Origin of the sequence: Pseudomonas sp. Leaf127, from assembly GCF_001423155.1 — a bacterium.
GTDB lineage: Bacteria > Pseudomonadota > Gammaproteobacteria > Pseudomonadales > Pseudomonadaceae > Aquipseudomonas > Aquipseudomonas ovata.
Genome location: NZ_LMOA01000004.1, coordinates 79239 through 98784 on the forward strand (window position 1 = coordinate 79239; position 19546 = coordinate 98784).

At 62.5% G+C, this 19546-nt stretch carries 13 protein-coding genes; 5 read left to right on the forward strand and 8 right to left on the reverse strand.

The window, feature by feature from the left end:
* Positions 1 to 57: 57 nt before the first annotated feature.
* Positions 58 to 2472: a glucose/quinate/shikimate family membrane-bound PQQ-dependent dehydrogenase gene (locus ASF84_RS05230; RefSeq protein WP_056835977.1), complete on the forward strand. Its 2415-nt coding sequence runs from the start codon at positions 58 to 60 to the stop codon at positions 2470 to 2472.
* Positions 2473 to 2898: 426 nt separating this feature from the next.
* Positions 2899 to 5034, forward strand: coding sequence for a TonB-dependent receptor family protein (locus tag ASF84_RS05235; protein ID WP_056835979.1), 2136 nt, complete (start codon positions 2899 to 2901; stop codon positions 5032 to 5034).
* Between the two features lie 153 nt (positions 5035 to 5187).
* On the opposite strand, the gene ASF84_RS05240 is transcribed toward ASF84_RS05235, so the two are convergent.
* Positions 5188 to 7737, reverse strand: a complete 2550-nt coding sequence (locus ASF84_RS05240) for a PepSY domain-containing protein (RefSeq protein WP_056836077.1) — start codon at positions 7735 to 7737, stop codon at positions 5188 to 5190.
* Between the two features lie 115 nt (positions 7738 to 7852).
* The gene (locus tag ASF84_RS05245; protein ID WP_056835981.1) at positions 7853 to 10093 is read right to left on the reverse strand and encodes a TonB-dependent receptor; all 2241 of its coding nucleotides are present in this window, start codon (positions 10091 to 10093) and stop codon (positions 7853 to 7855) included.
* Positions 10094 to 10310: 217 nt separating this feature from the next.
* Between ASF84_RS05245 and ASF84_RS05250 the strand changes: the two genes are divergently transcribed.
* Both ASF84_RS05250 and ASF84_RS05255 read left to right on the forward strand, forming a co-directional pair.
* Positions 10311 to 10991 carry a Fe2+-dependent dioxygenase gene (locus tag ASF84_RS05250; protein WP_056835983.1) on the forward strand — a complete coding sequence of 227 codons (681 nt, stop codon included), beginning with the start codon at positions 10311 to 10313 and terminating at the stop codon, positions 10989 to 10991.
* A 2-nt stretch (positions 10992 to 10993) separates the two neighbouring features.
* A complete protein-coding gene (locus ASF84_RS05255; protein WP_056835985.1) occupies positions 10994 to 11806 on the forward strand; it encodes a tetratricopeptide repeat protein in 813 nt (270 codons plus the stop codon).
* Here the strand turns inward: ASF84_RS05255 and ASF84_RS05260 are convergent.
* From ASF84_RS05260 to ASF84_RS05270, 3 genes are all read right to left on the reverse strand, one after another.
* On the reverse strand, positions 11803 to 12816 hold the full coding sequence (locus tag ASF84_RS05260) for an alpha-xenorhabdolysin family binary toxin subunit B (protein WP_156684156.1): 1014 nt from the start codon (positions 12814 to 12816) through the stop codon (positions 11803 to 11805). The genes ASF84_RS05255 and ASF84_RS05260 overlap by 4 nt on opposite strands.
* A 36-nt stretch (positions 12817 to 12852) precedes the next feature.
* Complete coding sequence (locus ASF84_RS05265) at positions 12853 to 14052, reverse strand: alpha-xenorhabdolysin family binary toxin subunit A (protein WP_056835989.1); 1200 nt, start codon at positions 14050 to 14052, stop codon at positions 12853 to 12855.
* A gap of 275 nt (positions 14053 to 14327) precedes the next feature.
* Positions 14328 to 15491: a type III PLP-dependent enzyme gene (locus ASF84_RS05270; protein WP_056835992.1), complete on the reverse strand. Its 1164-nt coding sequence runs from the start codon at positions 15489 to 15491 to the stop codon at positions 14328 to 14330.
* Positions 15492 to 15957: 466 nt separating this feature from the next.
* Here ASF84_RS05270 and ASF84_RS05275 point away from each other — a divergent pair, with 466 nt between their 5' ends.
* Positions 15958 to 16611, forward strand: coding sequence for a hypothetical protein (locus tag ASF84_RS05275; protein ID WP_056835993.1), 654 nt, complete (start codon positions 15958 to 15960; stop codon positions 16609 to 16611).
* A 195-nt stretch (positions 16612 to 16806) separates the two neighbouring features.
* On the opposite strand, the gene ASF84_RS05280 is transcribed toward ASF84_RS05275, so the two are convergent.
* From ASF84_RS05280 to ASF84_RS05290, 3 genes are read right to left on the reverse strand one after another with little or no spacing between them, the layout of a single operon-like run.
* Entirely contained in the window at positions 16807 to 17973 is a 1167-nt protein-coding gene (locus ASF84_RS05280) for an osmoprotectant ABC transporter ATP-binding protein OsmV (protein ID WP_056835995.1), read from the reverse strand.
* A complete protein-coding gene (locus ASF84_RS05285) occupies positions 17970 to 18623 on the reverse strand; it encodes an ABC transporter permease (RefSeq protein ID WP_056835997.1) in 654 nt (217 codons plus the stop codon). The genes ASF84_RS05280 and ASF84_RS05285 overlap by 4 nt, the downstream gene beginning before the upstream one ends.
* 13 nt (positions 18624 to 18636) lie before the next feature.
* Entirely contained in the window at positions 18637 to 19530 is an 894-nt protein-coding gene (locus ASF84_RS05290) for a glycine betaine ABC transporter substrate-binding protein (RefSeq protein WP_056835999.1), read from the reverse strand.
* Positions 19531 to 19546: the final 16 nt, after the last annotated feature.

Here is a 19546-nt window from a genome sequence, read left to right on the forward strand (position 1 = left end):
ACCAAACGGTTAATTCCTGGGTTTATAATCGCCCGATTCCACTATGGGTGCTTCAAAATGACACATCGACAACCACTGTCCGGGGTCGCCAGGTTCATCCTGTCGGGCCTGGGGATCATCATTGTTCTGCTTGGCCTGGTGCTGGCTGCCAACGGTTTCACGCTGGTGCGTGTCGGTGGCAGCTGGTATTTCCTCATTGGCGGTCTGGTCATGGCCGTTTCCGGCGTGCTGATCGCGGCACGCCGCACCGCCGGCGCCTGGCTGTTCGGCGCCTTCCTGCTGGGCACTGCCGCCTGGGCGCTGGCCGATGTCGGCCTGCAGTTCTGGCCGCTGTTCTCGCGCCTGTTCATGTTCAGTGCCGTAGGCCTGGCCGTGCTGCTGGTCTACCCGCAACTGGCCCGTGCCAGCGGTGCTGCACCGAGCAAAGCGCCGTATGGCCTGGCCGGCGTGCTGGCCATCGCACTGGTGATTGCCGTTGGCAACATGTTCGTCGCCCACCCCAGCGTTGCCCCGACCGGCACCGGTCCCGGCCTGACGCCGGTGGACCCGGCCAACGCGCAGAAAGACTGGGCACACTACGGCAACACCGAAGGCGGCAGCCGTTTCGCGGCGCTGGACCAGATCAATCGCGGCAACGTCGATAAGCTCAAGGTGGCCTGGACCTACCGCACCGGTGACGTCGCGGTCAGCAACGGCAACGGTGCCGAAGACCAGCTCACCCCGTTGCAGATCGGCAGCAAGGTGTTCATCTGCACCCCGCACAACAACATCATTGCGCTGGATGCCGACACCGGCAAAGCGCTGTGGAAGAACGAAATCAACGCCCAGTCCGGCGTGTGGCAACGCTGCCGTGGCCTGGCCTATTTCGACGCCACCGCCCCGATCGCCGCGCCCGCCGGGCCTGGCAGCTCGCCGGTGATTCCAGCCAGCGTACCGGCCGGCAACTGCCAGCGTCGCCTGCTGACCAATACCATCGATGCCCGCCTGATCGCGGTCGATGCCGACACCGGCGCGTTCTGCGAAGGCTTTGGCGTCAACGGCCAGGTCGACCTGAAAGCCGGCCTGGGCAATGTGCCGGACTCGCACTACCAGTTGTCCTCGGCGCCGCTGATGGCCGGCACCACCGTGGTAGTGGGCGGACGCGTGGCCGATAACGTCCAGACCGACATGCCCGGCGGCGTGATCCGGGGCTTTGACGTGATGACCGGGCAAATGCGCTGGGCCTTCGACCCTGGCAACCCGCAAGACCGTCAGGCCCCGGTCGACGGCAAGACCTATGTGCGCAGCACGCCCAACAGCTGGGCGCCGATGTCCTACGATCCGGCCATGAACACCGTGTTCCTGCCAATGGGCAGCTCGTCCACCGACCTCTACGGCGTCGAGCGCAGCCAACTGGACCATACCTATGGCGCCTCGATCCTGGCGCTGGACGCCAGCAGCGGCACAGAAAAGTGGGTGTACCAGACGGTACATAATGACCTGTGGGACTTCGACCTGCCGATGCAGCCGAGCCTGATCGATTTCACCAGACCCGACGGCCAATCGGTCCCGGCGCTGGTGATCGGCACCAAGGCCGGGCAGATCTACGTGCTCGACCGCGCCACCGGCAAACCGCTGACCCAGGTCGACGAAGTGCCGGTCAAGGCTGGCAACATCCCCAACGAGCCGTACTCGCCGACCCAGCCCAAATCGGTGGGCATGCCGCAGATCGGCGCCCAGCAACTGACCGAGTCGGACATGTGGGGCGCCACCCCGTATGACCAGCTTTTGTGCCGCATCGACTTCAAGAAGATGCGCTATGACGGCCTGTACACCACGCCAGGCACTGACCGCTCGCTGAGCTTTCCAGGCTCGCTGGGTGGCCTGAACTGGGGCGGGTTGTCCACCGACCCGGTGCATGGCTTCATTTTCGTCAACGACATGCGCCTGGGCCTGTGGGTCGAGATGATTGCCTCGCAGAACCAGGGCAAGGCCGCCGCCGGTGGCGAAGCGATCAACACGGGCATGGGCGCGGTGCCGCTCAAGGGCACCCCGTATGCGGTGAACAAGAACCGCTTCCTGTCGCTGGCCGGCATTCCGTGCCAGGCACCACCCTACGGCACGTTGACCGCCATCGACATGAAGACCCAGAAGATCGCCTGGCAAGTGCCGGTGGGCACCGTTGAAGACACAGGTCCCCTGGGCATCGCCATGGGCCTGCCGATCAAGATCGGCCTGCCGACCCTGGGCGGCACCCTGTCGACCCAGGGCGGCCTGATCTTCATCGCCGGCACCCAGGACTTCTACCTGCGCGCCTTCAACAGCGCCAACGGCGAAGAAGTCTGGAAAGCCCGTCTGCCGGTCGGCAGCCAGGGCGGCCCGATGACCTACGTCTCGCCGAAAACCGGCAAGCAGTACGTGGTCATCACCGCCGGCGGCGCCCGCCAGGCCAAGCAGCGCGGTGACTACGTGGTGGCCTACGCCCTGCCGTAAAGCCTTCGGCCCGTCCTTCGGGGCGGGCCACGCCGTTTATGGCCGCGAGCAAGAGGTTGGGTCAGGGCATCACATTCTGGTGTCTGGCCATCAGTCTTCGCGACCGTTGGTCGCTCCTACGAGAGAGGGCCAGATGTCTGGCCTATGCGTGATCTGCGCCTCGCAATACCGCGGCCATGCACCTTCTGAACCGTCTATTGGGCACCTCTAAAAACTACCTGCGTTGTCATTGCTGCGTTAAAAACAGGCTCGGAATGCTCATTTACAACCCGTAAACTCCGCTCCCTCGCCTGTTTTTGCCTTGCACTGACTGCCTCGCCTACGTTTTTAGAGGCACCCTATTGTCTTCATACCGCCTTTTGCGCATCCGCCCGCCCCCCTGCCCCGGCGCGGCGTTTGTGTTTTCGTTCATCCTGAGAGGTCCGCATGCCTTATCGATTCGCCCCCGGCACCCTCGCCTTGCAGATCCACGCGCTGGTGCTGGGCCTGGGTGCCGGCACCCTGGTCCAGGCCGACGACAGCCCTGCTGCAAATGGCCAGGCTTCAACCTACGAGATCTTCACTCCGCTGGTCATCACCGGCAGCTATGCCCCGGTGTCGGGCTTCGACCTGCCGTTCTCGGTGGACACCGTACAACTGCAGCAGATCCAGGACGGCCAACTGGGCGTCAACCTCTCCGAAGTGCTGCCGCGCGTGCCAGGGCTGGTGGTGCAGAACCGCCAGAACTATGCGCAGGACCTGCAGATTTCCTCGCGTGGCTATGGCGCACGCTCGGCGTTCGGCATCCGTGGCCTGAAATTGCTCAGCGACGGCATTCCGGCCAGTACCCCGGACGGCCAGGGCCAGGCGGCGACCCTGAACCTGGACGTGGCCGACCGTATCGAAGTGCTGCGCGGCCCGACCTCGACGATTTATGGCAGCAATGCCGGCGGCGTGATCCAGATGTTCACCCGCGACGGTGAGGGCCCGGGCACGGTCAGCGCCGACACCACCTTCGGCAGCGACGGCTATCGCAAGAACCGCCTGTCAGCCGAAGGCGGCAACGCGCAGGCCGGCTTTCTCGTCGATGCCTCGCGCCTGGACACCGACGGCTACCGCGACCACAGCAGTGCCCGGCGCGACCAGACTTTCGCCAAGGTGCACGTCAAGCCCGATGAAGACAGCCGGCTGGCGCTGATTTACAGCAGCCTGGAACAGAACGGCACCCAGGACCCGCTGGGCCAGACCTGGGAAGGCTACAAGAACGACCCGCGTTCGGTGGCGGCGGTGGCCGAGACCTACAACACGCGCAAGAGCATCGACCACCAGCAGGTGGGCATGAACTACGAGCGCAGCGTGGGCGACGCCACCTTGCAGTTCAACCTGTATGCCGGCCGGCGCAGCGTGGTGCAGTACTTGTCGATCCCGCGCACCGTGGCCTCCAACAGCCAGCGCGGCGGCGGCGTGGTCGACTTCGACCGTGAGTTTCATGGCGGCACCCTGCGCTGGATCCAGCCGATCCAGGGCGTACCCGGCGAGTTGACCGTCACCACCGGCGTCGACTACGACCGCAGCCGCGACGACCGGCGTGGCTTTCAGAATTTCAGCGGCACTCAACTGGGCGTGAAGGGTGAGCTGCGCCGCGACGAGATCGACACCGCCACCAGCCTGGACCCGTATGTGCAGGCGCGCTGGATTCTCGACAACTGGACCTTCGATGCCGGCCTGCGCCACAGCACCATGGACATGGACGTGGATGACCGCTACCTGGCCAACGGCGATTCCAGCGGCTCGAAGAAGTACCAGCGCAACACGCCGTCACTGTCAGTGATGTACGCCTTCACACCGGACCTGCATGGCTATATCAGTGCCGGCAAGGGCTTCGAGACGCCGACCCAGGCCGAGATGGCCTACGCGCCGGGCGTGGTGGAAAGCTTCAACTTCGGCCTGTCGCCGGCCACCAGCACCCAGTACGAGCTCGGCCTGAAGGCCAGGGTGGCAGGCAATACCCGCCTCAATGCGGCAGTCTTCGAGATTCGCACCGATGATGAAATCGTAGTGGGCAGCGCCACCGACGGGCGCACCAGCTACCAGAACGCCGGCAAGACCCTGCGCCGGGGTTTCGAGCTGGGCGTGCAAACCCAATTGAGCGAACAGTGGGAAGCCACCCTGGCCTATACCCGCCTGCAAGCGACCTACGACCAGGATTTCACGGCCAACAACCGGACCATCGACAAGGGCAACCACCTGCCTGGCGTGCCCGGCAGCAGCCTGTTCGGCGAACTGGTCTGGCGTCCGGTACAAGGCATCAGCATGGGACTGGAAGGCCAGTACCGCAGCCAGGTGTATGTCGAGGACAGCAACCAGGACAAGGCCGCACCCGGCTACACGGTGTTCAACTGGCGCACCCGCCTGGAACAAAACGTCGGGCCCTGGACCTTTCATCAACTGGTGCGCCTGGACAACCTGACGGACCGCCAGTACGTCGGCTCGGTGATCGTCGGCGACAGCAACGGCCGCTATTACGAATCGGCCCCGGGCCGCTCGTGGTACGCCGGCGCGGGGGCCCGCTACACGTTCTAGCGCACAGCCAACACCCGCTTTGTAGGAGCGCGCTTGCCCGCGACCGGCTGCGTCAGCAGTCGTAAATTTTCAGCGTTTCCGAGAATTTGCGAGCGCTGCGCACTCGGTCGCGGGCAAGCGCGCTCCTACAAACCGTCCTGCACGCATTGTGGGTCAGTAGACATCGCGCTTGTAGCGCCCTTGTTCGATCAGTTCGCTCACGGCCTGTTCGCCGAGCAGTTCGGTGAGCACCTGGTCGACGCCGGCGGCCATGCCTTGCAGGCTGCCGCAGATGTAGATCGCAGCCCCTTCGGCCAGCCAGGCGCGCAGCTCGTCGCGGGCGTCGCGCAGCCGGTCCTGGACGTAGACCTTGTGTTCCTGATCGCGGGAAAACGCCAGGTCCAGGCGGCTGAGCTGGCCGTTGTCCAGCCAGCCTTGCAGTTCATCACCGCAATAAAAATCATGCGCCCGCTGACGCTCGCCGAACAGCAGCCAGTTACGGTGCTGCCCTTGTTCGATGCGCGCCTTGAGCAGGCTGCGCAGGCCGGCCAGACCGGTGCCGTTGCCCAGCAGGATCAGCGGCACCGGTTCAGCCGGCAGGTGGAAGCCGCTGTTGCGACGCACCCGCAGGCTGACCGCATCGTCGACCGGCAGGTATTCAGTCAGCCAGCCGGAGCCCACGCCCAGTCCGCCATCGCAGTGGAGTTCCTGGCGCACGATCAGCTGCAGGCAGCCATCGGCCGGGACCGAGGCAATCGAATATTCGCGGGCGGCCAGCGGCACCATGACATCGACCAGCGCCTGGGCATGCAGGCCGACCAGATGCGCCCGGTGCTGCGGCAACTGGCGGCTGGCCAGGGCCTGCAACAGGCTTTCTTCCAGGCCGTCGATGCTGACCCGTTCGGCACCGGTCAGGCCCAGCCCGTCGAGCAGGCGCAGCAACACCGCGTCGCTGTTGCGCGGCAGGATTTCCACCAGGTCACCGGCCTGCCAGGTCGTGGCATTTGGCGCGCTCAGGTCGAGCATGAAGACTTTCGAGCCGCTGCTGCCGGGGTTGAGCCATGCGCGACGGCCCAAGGTCCAGCGCTCGAACACCGGTGCCTGCCAGACCGCTGTCGGCGTGCTGCCGGTGGCCCGGCCCAGTTGCTGCTGCCAGTGTTGCAAGGCAGCCGGGTCGGCGTTGTCGACTTCGATCGGGGCGAACAGCGACTGCCCGCCGCGCTCGACCAGCCAGCCATGCACACGCTGGGCGAAGGCACAAAAGTGCGGGTACTGACGGTCGCCCAGGGCCAGCACCGCATAGTTGAGGTGCGCCAGGGCCAGTGGCTGGCCGAGCAGCTTGCGCTCGAAGCCGCGGGCGCTGTCGGGGGCCTCGCCGTCACCGAAGGTACTGAGCACGAACACCGCGTTACGGCTTTGCTGCAGGTCCTGCTCGCTCAGCTCGCCCAGGCGCTGCACGCGCACCGGCAGGCCGGCGGCCTGCAATTGCCCGGCGGTCTGCCAGGCCATCTGTTCGGCAAAGCCGCTCTGGCTGGCAAACCCCACCAGCCAGGCGTCGGCGCCGTCACCGCTGCCGGTCGCCAGTCCACTGCGGGCCTGCCGGATGTCACGTTTCTTGCGCCGCCGGTCCAGGTACAGCAGCCAGCCGGTGATGAAGAACAGCGGCATCAAGAGCGCGGCCACCAGCATGATGATGCGCCCTGGCAGGCCGAAGTAGCTGCCCACGTGCAAGGCGTAGTTGCTGGTCAGCAGTTGTGCGCCCAGGCTTTTGTCGGCATAGCGCGCCACACTGTTAATGGTGCCGGTGGCCGGGTCCAGGTTGATGATGTTCAGCGCGCGCGGGTGCGGTGAATCCTTGAGCAGGTAGAACACCGTGGCCGGTTGCCCGCCGGCGCCGGGCAGGCGCAGGTTGTAGCCGGCCAGGTCGGGCCCTGCGGTGTCGCGAATGCTCGCCCACACCGCGTCGTAGTCGACCACCAACGGCCTGGGCGCCTGGGCCGGCTTGCCGCCAGGGCCACCGGCGCCACCGGTGCGTTGCTGGGCACCGGCCGGGGGCGGGTCGCCGAGCAGGCGGGTCATGCCGTCGTTCCACCATTGGTAGGACCACATCAGGCCGGTGACCGCAAACAGCAGGTACGCCAGCAAACACCAGGTACCGAAGACCGAGTGCAGGTCCCAATTGAAGCTGCGGCCCTTTTTCGCCCAGTCCATGGTCAGCCACACCCGCCAGTCCAGCGGCTTGCGCGGCCAGCGCAGGTACAGACCCGACAGGCAGAAAAACAGCAGCATCAGGGTGCAGGCGCCGGTGATCTGGCGACCGGTCTGCCCGGAGGCCAGGAAACGGTGCAGGCTCAGGACAAAGTCAAAGAAGCCCTCGCCCACGCCATCGCCGCGCAACTCGCCGGTGTAGGGGTCGAAATTGCGCTTGGGGCCGCGCCGTTCACCCGGCTTGGGCTGGAAATAGACCTGGGCCACCCGGTTGCTGGTGGTTTCGACACGCAGGATGGCCACGGTCATGCCGGTGGCCGCCTGCAACTTGCTGACCAGTTCCGCTGGCGGCAAGGTGGCTGCGCGCCGTTCGACCAGCAATACCTCGGGGTTGAGGGCATCGAGGATTTCTTCCTCGAAGGAATACAGCGCGCCGGTCACGCCCATCAGCGCCAGCACCAGGCCTGCGGTGATGCCGAAGAACCAGTGCACTTGAAACAGGATTTTCTTGAACACCACCGCCACCTCGCTGGCCCATTGCGGCGCGCATTATGCGCTAACTGTTATTAATTCTCATCTCGCAAAAAAGCCCTGCCTATAACCATAGGCAGGGCTTTGCGAGTATCACCGGTCAAAAGTGGAAATTGGCACTCATCAACGCGGTGCGGCCTGCCGCCACGTGGGCGTAGTGGGTCTGGAACACCTGGTCGAAATAGCGCTTGTCGGTCAGGTTCTGCACATTGAGTTGCAGGTCGACGTTTTTGGTCAGCGCGTAGCTGGCCATGGCGTCGTAGCGCCAGTAGGACGGCACCTCGATGGAGTTGGCCTCGTTGCCGAAGCGCGAGCCCACATAGGTGGCACCACCGCCGATGACCAGCCTGGGCACCAGTTCATAGGTGCTCCACAGGTTGAAGCTGTTGCGCGGCGTGCTCGGCATATGGTTGCCCTGGTCGGCGGCCAGTGTGGTCTTGACCAGTTCGCTCTCCATGTAGGTGTAGCCGCCATAGACTTTCCAGCGACTGCTGAGGTTGCCGGCGTAGGTGAACTCGACGCCCTGCACGCGCTGTTCGCCATCGAGCGCCTGGTAGGTGGTGTTGTCCGGGTCGGTGATGCGCGCGTTGGTCTTGTCGGTGCGGAACAGCGCGGCGGTCAGCGCCAGGTTGTCATTGAACAGGTCCCACTTGGTGCCGATTTCATAGTTGCGGTTCTTTTCCGGGTCGAGGTCGGCGTTGTTGAGCGCCAGCTCCAGCCCGCCGTTGCCGCTGGTTTCACCCGACGGGTTGCTCGACGTCGACAACGCCGCGTAAATGCTGCCATTGGGCAACGGCTTGTAGACCACGCCCAACTGGTAGTTCCACAGTTCAGTGGTCTTCTGCCGGTCGAACGTGCCGCCTGGGGTGGTGCCGCGCGCCGCTGCGAACCCGCTGGAGCGCGTGTCGTAGTGGTCGTAGCGCAGGCCCAGGTTCAGCGACCACTGCTCATTGAACGTCAGGGTGTCGAACACATAGGCCGCACCGGTCTTGGTGTCGGTATCGGTGTAGGCCACGCTGTCGCTGATCACGCCGTTCCAGGCATCCTTGGGCGAAGGGCTGGACAGGCTGGTGCAATCGCCAGAGCTGAGCAGCGCCGCCGAGCACAGGCTGGCGATGGCGCCGCCGGACGCATTGAGAATGTTGTAGGCGCGGTTGTGGGTGTCCTGGTAGGTGAACTCCAGGCCGCTGACCAGGCTGTGGCTGATCGCACCGGTGTCGAACTTCGCGGTCAGGTCGGTCTGGTTGACGAAGCCGCTGGAAGTCGAGTTGCGGCTCTTGGCCGAGCGCGACACAGTGCCGTTGGCGACGTTGCCACGGCTGTCGTCCGGGTTGGTGACGATGTAGTCGAGCGTCGAGCGCGACAGGCGCAGGCTGTTGGACAGCGTCAGGTTGTCATTGAAATCGTGCTCGATGCGCACGGTGCCGCTGTCGTTGGTGCTTTCGCGGTAATCGCGGCCGGTCAGGCCGTAGAAGTTGCTCTTGTCGACGCTGACCGGCTTGTCGACCACGTACTTGCTGCGTCCGGGGGTGAGGGTCAACGGGATGCCGTAGTCCGGCATGTCGTCGGTTTCCAGGTGGTAGTAGTCGACCTTGACCCGCGTGTCAGTGCCCAGGCCAAAGGCGAACGAAGGCGCCACGCCCCAGCGGCCGACATCGACGTTGTCACGCCCGGCCACATTGGCGTCGTGCTTCATCAGGTTCAGGCGTACGGCCGAGGTGTCGCCCACCTGCTGGTTGAGGTCCAGGGTGTAGCGCTGGGTCTGATCAGACCCGAAGGCATAGCCGCCGTTGTAGGCGTTACCCAGGTGGGCGCCCTTGGTGATCAGGTTCAGGCTGCCACCGGTGGAGCCGGCGCCGGTAAAGGCCGAGCCCGGCCCCTTGCTGACTTCGACCGATTCGATATTGAAGATTTCCCGGCTCTGGGCGGCGACATCGCGCATGCCGTCGACGAACATATCGCTCTCGGCGTTGAAACCGCGAATGATCGGCCGGTCGGCGTTCGGGTTGCCGCCTTCACCCGCGCCAAAGGTAATGCCTGGCGTGGTGCGCAGGGCGTCGGTCAACGAGGTCGCGCCGGTGTCACGAATCACTTGCTGGGCAATCACCGTCACGCTCTTGGGCGTGTCACGCAGGGGTGCCGTGTACTTTTTCGAGGCCGAGTCTTCAGCCTTGTAGGCGGTATCGGCCTGCTCGCCGGTGATGCTGGTGGCGCCCAGCGTGACGCTCTGCTCGTCGGCATGCGCCATGGACCCGGCCGACAAGGCCGCGATGGCGACACCGACGGCCGAGGCCAGTGACGGTGATGAACCCAAAGTGGTGTGTAATGGTTGGCGCGACATCGTGATTCCCTCCCCCAGGAATTGAAGCGCGAAACATATTGCAAACAAATTCTATAAGCAATTGAGAATTCATAACATTTGCGACTTTTTTACACTTTTTACACTTGGCCTTCACATAACCTTCATGCCGATATGGCTCACGTCATCGATTTGAGGTTGTACACATTCAATAAGAATCACTACCATTCGCCACCTTCCGTCACACCGGTGCTGCGCCATGCTCCTGCATATTCCTGGCTTGTTTACCCGCGATGAAGTCCTGCGCATCCGCCAGGCGCTGGAGCAGACCGACTGGGCCGATGGCAAGCTGACCGCCGGCTACCAGTCGGCCAAGGCCAAGCACAACCTGCAATTGCCCGAGGACCATGCGCTGACCCGGGAAATCGGTGCGGCCATGATCGAACGGCTGTGGAGCAACCCGACCTTCATGTCGGCGGCCCTGCCGCACAAGGTGTTCCCGCCGTTGATCAACTGCTACACCGCCGGTGGCCACTTCGAATTTCACATCGACAACGCCGTGCGCCAGGTCAAGGGCAGCGCCGAGCGGGTGCGCACCGACCTGTCGGCCACGCTGTTTTTCAGCGACCCGGACGACTACGACGGCGGCGAACTGGTCATCCAGGACACCTACGGCACGCAAAGCGTCAAGCTCCCGGCCGGCGACATGGTGCTGTACCCCGGCACCAGCCTGCACAAGGTCAATGCCGTGACCCGTGGCACCCGCCTGGCTTCGTTTTTCTGGACCCAGAGCCTGGTGCGCGAAGACAGCCAGCGCGCCCTGCTGTTCGAAATGGACAGCGCCATCCAACAACTGGCCCGCGATGTACCGGACCACCCGGCGCTGGTACAACTGACCGGCAGCTATCACAACCTGCTGCGCCGCTGGGTCGAGGTCTGAACATGACCTGGAACCTGCCGCGCCAGGAACAGCTCGACGGCGATGGCCTGCGCGCCATGCTGGAAGAAAACCCGGCCCGCGCTGCCCAGGCGATCCTGGCCGCAGCCGGCACCGGCCTGGTCGAGGCCCAGGCCTTGCTGGGGCAGATCCTGCTCGATGGCCGCGGTATCGCCCGTGACCCGGCACTGGCCGTGACCTGGTTTGGCATTGCCGCACAGCAGGGGCATCTGATGGCGCGCAACATGCTCGGCCGTTGCCACGAGCATGGCTGGGGCTGTACGCCCGACACCGTGCAGGCCGCCGGGCACTATCGACAGGCGGCCGAACAGGGTTTTGACTGGGGGCTGTATAACCTGGCCAACCTGCTGGCCACCGGGCGCGGGGTGGTACAGGATCATCGTCGGGCCATGGCCTGCTACGCCCAGGCGGCCCGCCAAGGCCATGCCAAATCGATGAACCTGCTGGGGCGTTATCTGGAAGAAGGTCTGGCGGGTATAAGCGACAAGACAGCCGCCCATGCCTGGTATCGACGCTCGGCCGAAGCCGGGGATTTTCGCGGGCAGTTCAGCCATGCCACGGTGCTGGCCGAACAAGGTGATATCGAACAGGCCGTGACCTGGCTGGAAACCGCCCTGGCGGGCGGCAACCTGAACTTCCTGAGGGTCAGTCGCCAGTCCCTGCTCAAGGCGACTCACCCGGCATTGCGTGCCCTGGCCGGAGCCTATCATCAGCGTGCGGCCGATCTGGGGGATGAATCGGACCGCATGGCGCTGCGCGACGTCCTTGTCAGGCAGCGGCCAGAGCCTGTGGCTTAGCTGCGCCAGGCACGGCGCAGCTCGTTGAGGTAATCGCTCAGCACCCGGCCATTGGCGATGAAGGCAGAAGCCTGTGCCTCAATGTGCTCCAGCGCCAGCGCCGGGTGCAAGGCCTGGAAGCGCTTGAGTGCCTCCAGCAGCTTGCCGATTTCCTGGGCATAGCTCTGCTGCGGGGCCTCGATCAGCTTGAGTTGCTTGAGTTGTTCCAGCTTGCGGCTTTCGGCCTGGCGTTGCAGGCGTAATTGCCGGGCATTGCCTTGCAGGTCGTCGAGTTGCGCCTGGATACGCTCGCGCTGTCGAACCAGGTGCTCGTACTTGAGCGACTCACTGGCCAGGTTGAGCATGTTGCCCAGGCCTTCGATGCCGGCCTTGATAGAACCGATCAGCGGATTCCTGGGGTCGATGTCGATCAGCGCCTTCAGCGAGTCGGCCAGGGTCTTGAACTTGTCCCAGAGGCTGATGGCCTCGATATCGGCTATCAGCGTGTTGAGCATGCCTTCCTGTTCGAGCAGTTTGGCCAGGGGACCTTCCTGGGCAGCGATCACCGCATCGAGGCGGGCAAGTTCTGCCTCGATCGGGGGGATCAGGTGATCGACATCACCGACGTTCACATGCGCCAGGTTGACCAGCGCATCGTCAAGGTCTCGCGCCCGGCTGTCCAGGCCGCTACGGGCTGCCTGCACTTGCGACTCGATTTCTGCGCTGATCTCGTCGATGGCCTTGAGGGTCTGTTCGTCAGGCGGGTCGCCCTTGAGTCGCGCCAAGGCACTCAGCAGGTCCTGCAAGCCGTCGTTATCCAGTAGCCCGGGCACCAGAGCCAGGCTATCCAGCGCAGCCTTGTCGGTGTTGCCCAGTTCGGTGAGCAGGCCCTTCAGGGCTTCATGCTTGACCGGCAGATAGATATCGGTGAGCGCTTCGGCCAGGTGCCTGAGTTGTGCGCGTGCTGTATTGAGGGTGGTCATGTCGACCGCGGGTAATTGAAGAGGGGTTTCCAGTCTATGAACGGTCATCTCATCATCCTTAATGATTATTAGTGGGCCGGGGTGTTAGCGTCGACTTTCGCTTAAGGCCTTATTAAAGGCCGTGAGCAAGTCCAGGGCATGTTTCTGTATATCCTGCCAATGGGAAATCATGTTCTTGAAACGCGAAACGAAGATCACCAGCAGCCGGACGTTATCCAAAGTTTCCAAGTGCCGGGCCGACGAATCCACCAGGTCTTTCAATAAGACCCAAAGGCTTTCCAGTTCACCTGTGCTGCTGATGGCGCCATCGATCCTGATCTTGAGATCCTGCAAGCTGGTCTCCAGCGTGTGCATGTCGGCAATAAACGTGTCGAGCTGCCTGAGCTGGTTCTGCAGTGCGTTCTTTTGCTCGACCAGCGCGTTCTTTTCCTTCAGCACCGCCGCCGCTTTCGGGCCATAGATCGACAGGCTGATCGCCCCGCCAATCGGCCCCCACCACCACCCGACCCACTTGTACTTGCTGTACTGCACATACTCGCGAATCTTTTGCTCGATACGCTCGTTGAGCGTGTTGATCTCGTCCTTGAGACCGGCAATGTCGCCACTGGACTGCGCCGCGTCGGTCAGTCTGATCTTCAAGGCGACTTCAGGCGCGATGCCCTCGCGCAACGTACCCTTGAAGACCGCCACACCGTCCCTGACCCGCAAGGTACTGGCGCTGTGTGCCTTGATGTGCAACCTGAGCTCATCAACCAGTGCCAGCAGCCCGGGCATTTTCTTGCGGTCACCTTCTTCCAGGCTGGCAGGCGGCATTTGCTCGACCTGCTCGGGTGTCAGGCCCTCCAGGTCCAGGGTACGCCAGGCGTCCAGGCTCTTGATGTAGTCGACGGTCTCCTGCACCGTGCCGATCAGGTTGCCGGAAAACACATGCAGGTCACTGCCGACCGCACGCATGTCGTTCTCAAGTACCGACCAACTGCCGGCATGGGCACGAATGCTCAGGTACAGGCGCACAATGTCCTCGGACTTGAGACCGACGATATCGCTTTCGTAATTGCCCAGCAGGTGTTTGATCTGCTGCGGATCGGTGGGCAACGCCAGCCCGGTGTCGACATAACGGCGGATTTTCCGGACATCTTCGGTGGTGATCAACAGACCGGGGTCGCGGCCTGTGCCTTCAGCAGTGCCCGACGCGGCACTGAACACGTCATTGGCGACGCGGCTCAATTCATCCAGGCCGGGTTTTGAATCCTCATTGAGTTGCTGCAATGTTTCCTTTGCCATTTTCAATTTCCTTATTATAAAAACTGGTCGAAACAACCAGACACCTCTTCCTTGCAAGGCATTTGGAAACTAGCAAATGAAGAACAGAATAAACAGCAACGTGCGCTGACCCGTGTTGTAGGAATACGCCACCTTTCAACCACGACGAAAGCAACCTATAACTTTCCCAGGCAAAGGATCCAATAAGCCGCTTTTAAACACTGTAGGGGCGGTCAACTGACAGGCATAAAAAAACCCATGATCGCTCATGGGTTTTATTTACCGCTGCAAACGATTTACAAGTAGAAGGCCTTCAGCGGCGGGAAGCCATTGAACTCTACGGCGCTGTAGCTGGTGGTGTAGGCACCGGTCGACAGCCAGTACAGGCGGTCACCGATGGCCAGGTTCAGTGGCAGGCCGTACTTGTACTGTTCGTACATGATGTCGGCGCTGTCGCAGGTCGGGCCGGCGATGACCACTTCTTCCATCTCGCCTTTCTTCTCGGTCCAGATCGGGAACTTGATGGACTCGTCCATGGTTTCGATCAGGCCGGAGAACTTGCCCACGTCGGTGTACACCCAGCGCTCGACGGCGGTGCGCGACTTGCGGGCTACCAGCACCACTTCGCTGACCAGGATACCGGCGTTGGCGATCAGCGAACGGCCTGGCTCCAGGATGATTTCCGGCAGGTCGTCGCCGAAGTCTTCCTTGAGGAAGCGGATGATCTCTTCAGCGTAGGTTTCCAGGCTGTTGGTGCGGGTGATGTAGTTGGCCGGGAAGCCACCGCCCATGTTGATCAGCTTGAGCACGATGCCGTCTTCTTCTTTAAGACGCTCGAAGATCACCTTGACCTTGGCAATCGCGGCGTCCCAGACGCTGATGTCGCGCTGCTGGGAACCAACGTGGAACGAGATGCCGTACGGCACCAGGCCCAGGTCACGCGCCAGGATCAAAAGGTCCATGGCCATGTCGGTCTGGCAGCCGAACTTGCGCGACAAAGGCCAGTCGGCCGTGGTCGAGCCTTCGGTGAGGATGCGCACATAGACTTTCGAGCCCGGTGCGGCCTTGGCGATGTTGCGCAGGTCGGCTTCGGAGTCGGTGGCGTACAGGCGCACGCCCTTCTCGTAGAAGTAGCGGATGTCCTTGGATTTCTTGATGGTGTTGCCGTAGCTCATGCGCTCCGGACCCACGCCACAACCCAGAACCTTGTCCAGCTCATAGATAGAAGCGATGTCGAAGCTCGAACCCTTGTCGCGCAGCAACTCGATGATTTCGACTGCCGGGTTGGCCTTGACCGCGTAGTAGACCTTGGCGAAATCGAAACCGGCGCGCAGGTCGTCATAGGCCTGGCTGATCATCTGGGTATCGATGACCACGAACGGGGTTTCCTGCTTGTCAGCGAACGACTTCATTTTCTTGAAGGTGTCGGCTGCGAAATAGTCTTCGACCTTGATGGACATGCTCAGGGGACTCCAGGGGCAAACAAATGAATAAATGGGTGCAATGAACGTCCTCCGTATCCCCACTTTGGTTCGCCTACTTCCCAAGGCATGTCGCCGAAAGCAAAAAGGCCACGGGGGCGGCGCCCCTGGGCCTTGCTGTCTCGTCGTCAGTACTTGAGCCGGATGGATCGTTTCCAGCATGGACGTTCGGCGCGAACTTTAGGACCTGAGGGGCTTGAGATCAACTAAAAATGTCGCGTTTTCGCACACGGCACTCTCGGTTTTCACTGCACCCACTGTGTAACGGACCTACATGACAGGGTGATGTTCCCCACAGCGCCTGCCTTGATGAAATCAAGGCGACCTGATCAGGCCGAAAAAATGCCGAAAACGTTCTCAGTGCTGACAATTCTGTCAGTACCCCCTCCCTGACGTGAAACCACAGAATGCTCCGTACATTCCAGGACATCGTAAGGAGATGAACATGTCCACCTATCTGCCCGAACGCTCATTCACCGCCTCGCTGAAGTATACGGACGAGGGCCGTGTGTTTACCTTCGACTTTTCAAAGCTGACGCTGGAAACAGAGGAGGTCGTGCCAGGCAACACGAACCCCTGTTCTTATGCGCGTACCGAAGAGGACGATCACCTGAACCTGACCACTCAACCGCTCGAACCACTCAAACTCTATTTTCTGTGCCGTCGATGGGATGACGGCGACGTGCATTACGAAATCAAGGCGCGTCATTCCTACAAACAGGATTACAACGTGCTGAAAAACCTGTTGGTTACCCGCCATCTCAAGGTCGGCTTGCCGAATATGCCGGTCACAAGCGTTGATCTTTATATACAACCGGGAATCGCCAACAGGCATATCTCAGGCTGGCGGCTTTATCAGGAAAACGGAAACGTAAAAACGTTGTTAGACGCGACCAGCCTGAAGCCTGGCACTTCATACGGGCAGGTATGGTTAAAAGCGCCAACGCGTGAGTATGTGGGCTTTGTCGAAAAAGTACGCGTTGTCAATCAATGGCACGCCAGAGCCTCTTGCGGGACGCCCGGTGCTATCGGCCTAAACAAACCAACCCCCGTCGCGCTAGAACTCTACGTTCACGAAGTCAATATTCCCGAACCCTGATTCGATACGGTTCAGGGCCGCTTCAAAGGTGCCTCTAAAAACGTAGGCGAGGCATTCCGAGCCTGTTTCTAACGCAGCAATGACAACGCAGGTAATTTTTAGAAGTGTCCTAAAGTTAAAGTCACCCTCGGATCAGCGATCCTCACGCATGAAAGGCCCGGCGCCCTTGCAGCGCCGGACCCTTGTCATTCAGCCTTATACCGCTGCTTCAGCCGCCAGCTCCGCCGGCGACACGATACTGGTCTTGGCCCCGCGCGAGCGGCCCGAGCTCAGGTAGGCCGCAATCGACTCCTGGGTCACTTCACCGAGGAACACGTTCTCGGCATCCAGTACCGGCAGCCAGGCGCGGTTGAACTCGTACATGCGCGACAGCAGGATGCGCAGGTTCTCGTCATAGGCCGCAGTGGCATTGAACGGTTGCAGGAACTGCATGCAGGTGCCGGCCTGGCGGTGCAGGTCGCGCCGGCGCACAAAGCCCATGGCCTTGTTCTCGCCGTCGGTGACCACCACGTAGCGGCGGTCGTTTTCGTCCATGACTTCCAGGGCATCGGCCACCGGGGTTTCCGGGCTGACCGAGGGCGCGTTGTCGGCGGCGTCTTCGGCCTTGACCAGCAGCAGGCGCTTGAGGGTGCTGTCCTGGCCGACGAAGTTGGAGACGAAATCGTCCGCCGGGTGCGCCAGCAGGGTGTCGGGGTGGTCGATCTGCACCAGCTTGCCGGCGCGGAAGATGGCGATCTTGTCGCCCAGCTTGAGGGCTTCGTCGATGTCGTGGCTGACCATGATCACGGTCTTGTTCAGCGCCCGCTGCATCTCGAAGAACTCATTCTGGATCATCTCGCGGTTGATCGGGTCGACCGCGCCGAACGGCTCGTCCATCAGCAGCAGAGGCGCGTCGGCCGCCAAGGCACGGATCACACCGATACGCTGCTGCTGGCCGCCGGACAGCTCGCGCGGGTAGCGATGCAGGTATTGCTTGGGTTCGAGCTTGATCATGTTCATCAGCTCGCGGGCCCGGTCGTGGCACTTCTGCGCGTCCCAGCCCAGCAGCCTGGGCACCACCACAATGTTTTCCTCGATGGTCATGTTGGGGAACAGGCCGATCTGCTGGATCACATAGCCGATGTTGCGACGCAGGGTCACTTCGTCCAGGCCGGTGGTGTCTTCGCCGTTGATCAGTACCTTGCCGGAGGTCGGCGCGATCAGGCGGTTGATCATTTTCAGCGTGGTGCTCTTGCCGCAGCCCGAAGGGCCGAGGAAGACGCAGATCTCGCCTTCGTTGACGGTCAGGCTGACCGAATCGACAGCCTTCACTTCCTTGCCGTTGCTCTGGAAAGTCTTGGTGAGGTTTTGGAGTTCGATCATTTCAAGAGTCCTTTAGGGGTCAGCGTGCGTTGCAGCAGTTGCAGGAGCAGGTCGGCGATGATGGCCAGGATGCTGACCAGCACCGCGCCCACGATCAGCATCGACATGTCGCTGCGGCTGATTGAAGCCAGAATGAGGACGCCAAGACCGCCCGCGCCGATGGTGGCGGCAATGGTCATGACGCCGATGTTCATCACCACCGCGGTGCGCACGCCGGCCAGGATCACCGGCACGGCAATCGGCAGCTCGACCATGCGCAGGCGCTGGCCGAAGGTCATGCCGATGCCCTTGGCCGCTTCACGGATGCCGGGTTCGACCCCGGTCAGGGCCAGGTAGGTGTTGCGCATGATCGGCAGCAGCGAATACAGGAACACGGCGGTGATGGCCGGCAACGGGCCAAGGCCCTGGCCGAACGTCGAATAGAACGGCAGCAGCAGGCCGAACAGCGCAATCGATGGCACGGTCAGCAGCACCGTGGCGCTGGCCTGCAACGGCCCGGCCACGGCTGGAAAACGGGTCATCAGAATGCCCAGCGGCACACCGACCAGAATGGCCAGGGTCACGGCGACCCCTACCAGGGTGATGTGCTGCCAGGTCAGGTGCGCGACCTGGGCCCAGTCCATGTGCGAGAAGGCGTCGAAAAATCCCATGATGGTGCCTCCTTTACTTGAGTGGGTGCTGGCGCAGGAACTCTGCAGCCACAGTGGACGGGCTCTGGTGGTCGACATCGACCTTGGCGTTCAGGGCGCGCATGGTGGCGTTGTCCAGCAGCTCGGCCAGCGGCTTGAGCAGGTCGGCCATTTCCGGGTGCTGATCCAGGTACGCCTGGCGGATCACCGGGGCGGCGGTGTAGTCCGGGAAGTAATGCTTATCGTCCTCCAGCACCTTGAGCTTGAAGGCGTCCAGGCGCCCGTCGGTGGTGTACACCAGGCCCGCGAACACCTGGCCGTTGCGCATGGCGGTGTAGACCAGCCCGGCGTCCATCTGGCGGATGTTCTCGCGGCCCAGGTTCATGCCGTAGTGCTCGACCAGGCCTTTGAGGCCGTCGGAGCGGTTGGCGAACTCGGTGTCCAGCGCGACGATGTGGCCTTTGTCGGCCTCAGCCTTCATCACTTGGGTCAGGTCGCTGACGCTGTTGAGTTGCGGATAGGCCTTGGCGGTCTTTTCCGGCAGCCCCAGCGCATAGGTGTTGCTGAAGCGCGAAGGCGTCAGCCAGACCAGGCCCTTTTTGGCGTCCAGTTCCTTGACCCGGGCGTAGGTCTGGGCACTGTCGAGGCGTTCGTCGACATGGTTGTAGGCCACCAGCGACACCCCGGTGTACTCCCACAGCAGGTCCAGTTGGCCGCTTTCCTGGGCACTGCGCGCCAGGTTGCTGCCCAGCCCGCCGGTGATCTGCACCTCGAAGTCCTTGGTGCGCAGGTACTGCGCGGTCAGCTCGGCGAGCAGGGTCTGCTCGGTAAACACCCGGGCGCCGATGCGCAGCACCGGTTTTTCAGCGGCCTGGATGAATGCCGAGAACAGCAAGCCAAGGCCCAGTAATAAACAAAGCTTTTTCATGAGGGTTCCTTATCTG

Excerpts from the sequence above, each read along its gene's own strand:
- ASF84_RS05230 (WP_056835977.1), top strand. The coding sequence starts at position 58 with ATGACACATCGACAACCACTGTCCGGGGTCGCCAGGTTCATCCTGTCG.
- ASF84_RS05235 (WP_056835979.1), top strand. The coding sequence starts at position 2,899 with ATGCCTTATCGATTCGCCCCCGGCACCCTCGCCTTGCAGATCCACGCG.
- ASF84_RS05245 (WP_056835981.1), bottom strand. The coding sequence starts at position 10,093 with ATGTCGCGCCAACCATTACACACCACTTTGGGTTCATCACCGTCACTG.
- ASF84_RS05250 (WP_056835983.1), top strand. The coding sequence starts at position 10,311 with ATGCTCCTGCATATTCCTGGCTTGTTTACCCGCGATGAAGTCCTGCGC.
- ASF84_RS05255 (WP_056835985.1), top strand. The coding sequence starts at position 10,994 with ATGACCTGGAACCTGCCGCGCCAGGAACAGCTCGACGGCGATGGCCTG.
- ASF84_RS05260 (WP_156684156.1), bottom strand. The coding sequence starts at position 12,816 with ATGACCGTTCATAGACTGGAAACCCCTCTTCAATTACCCGCGGTCGAC.
- ASF84_RS05265 (WP_056835989.1), bottom strand. The coding sequence starts at position 14,052 with ATGGCAAAGGAAACATTGCAGCAACTCAATGAGGATTCAAAACCCGGC.
- ASF84_RS05270 (WP_056835992.1), bottom strand. The coding sequence starts at position 15,491 with ATGTCCATCAAGGTCGAAGACTATTTCGCAGCCGACACCTTCAAGAAA.
- ASF84_RS05275 (WP_056835993.1), top strand. The coding sequence starts at position 15,958 with ATGTCCACCTATCTGCCCGAACGCTCATTCACCGCCTCGCTGAAGTAT.
- ASF84_RS05280 (WP_056835995.1), bottom strand. The coding sequence starts at position 17,973 with ATGATCGAACTCCAAAACCTCACCAAGACTTTCCAGAGCAACGGCAAG.
- ASF84_RS05285 (WP_056835997.1), bottom strand. The coding sequence starts at position 18,623 with ATGGGATTTTTCGACGCCTTCTCGCACATGGACTGGGCCCAGGTCGCG.
- ASF84_RS05290 (WP_056835999.1), bottom strand. The coding sequence starts at position 19,530 with ATGAAAAAGCTTTGTTTATTACTGGGCCTTGGCTTGCTGTTCTCGGCA.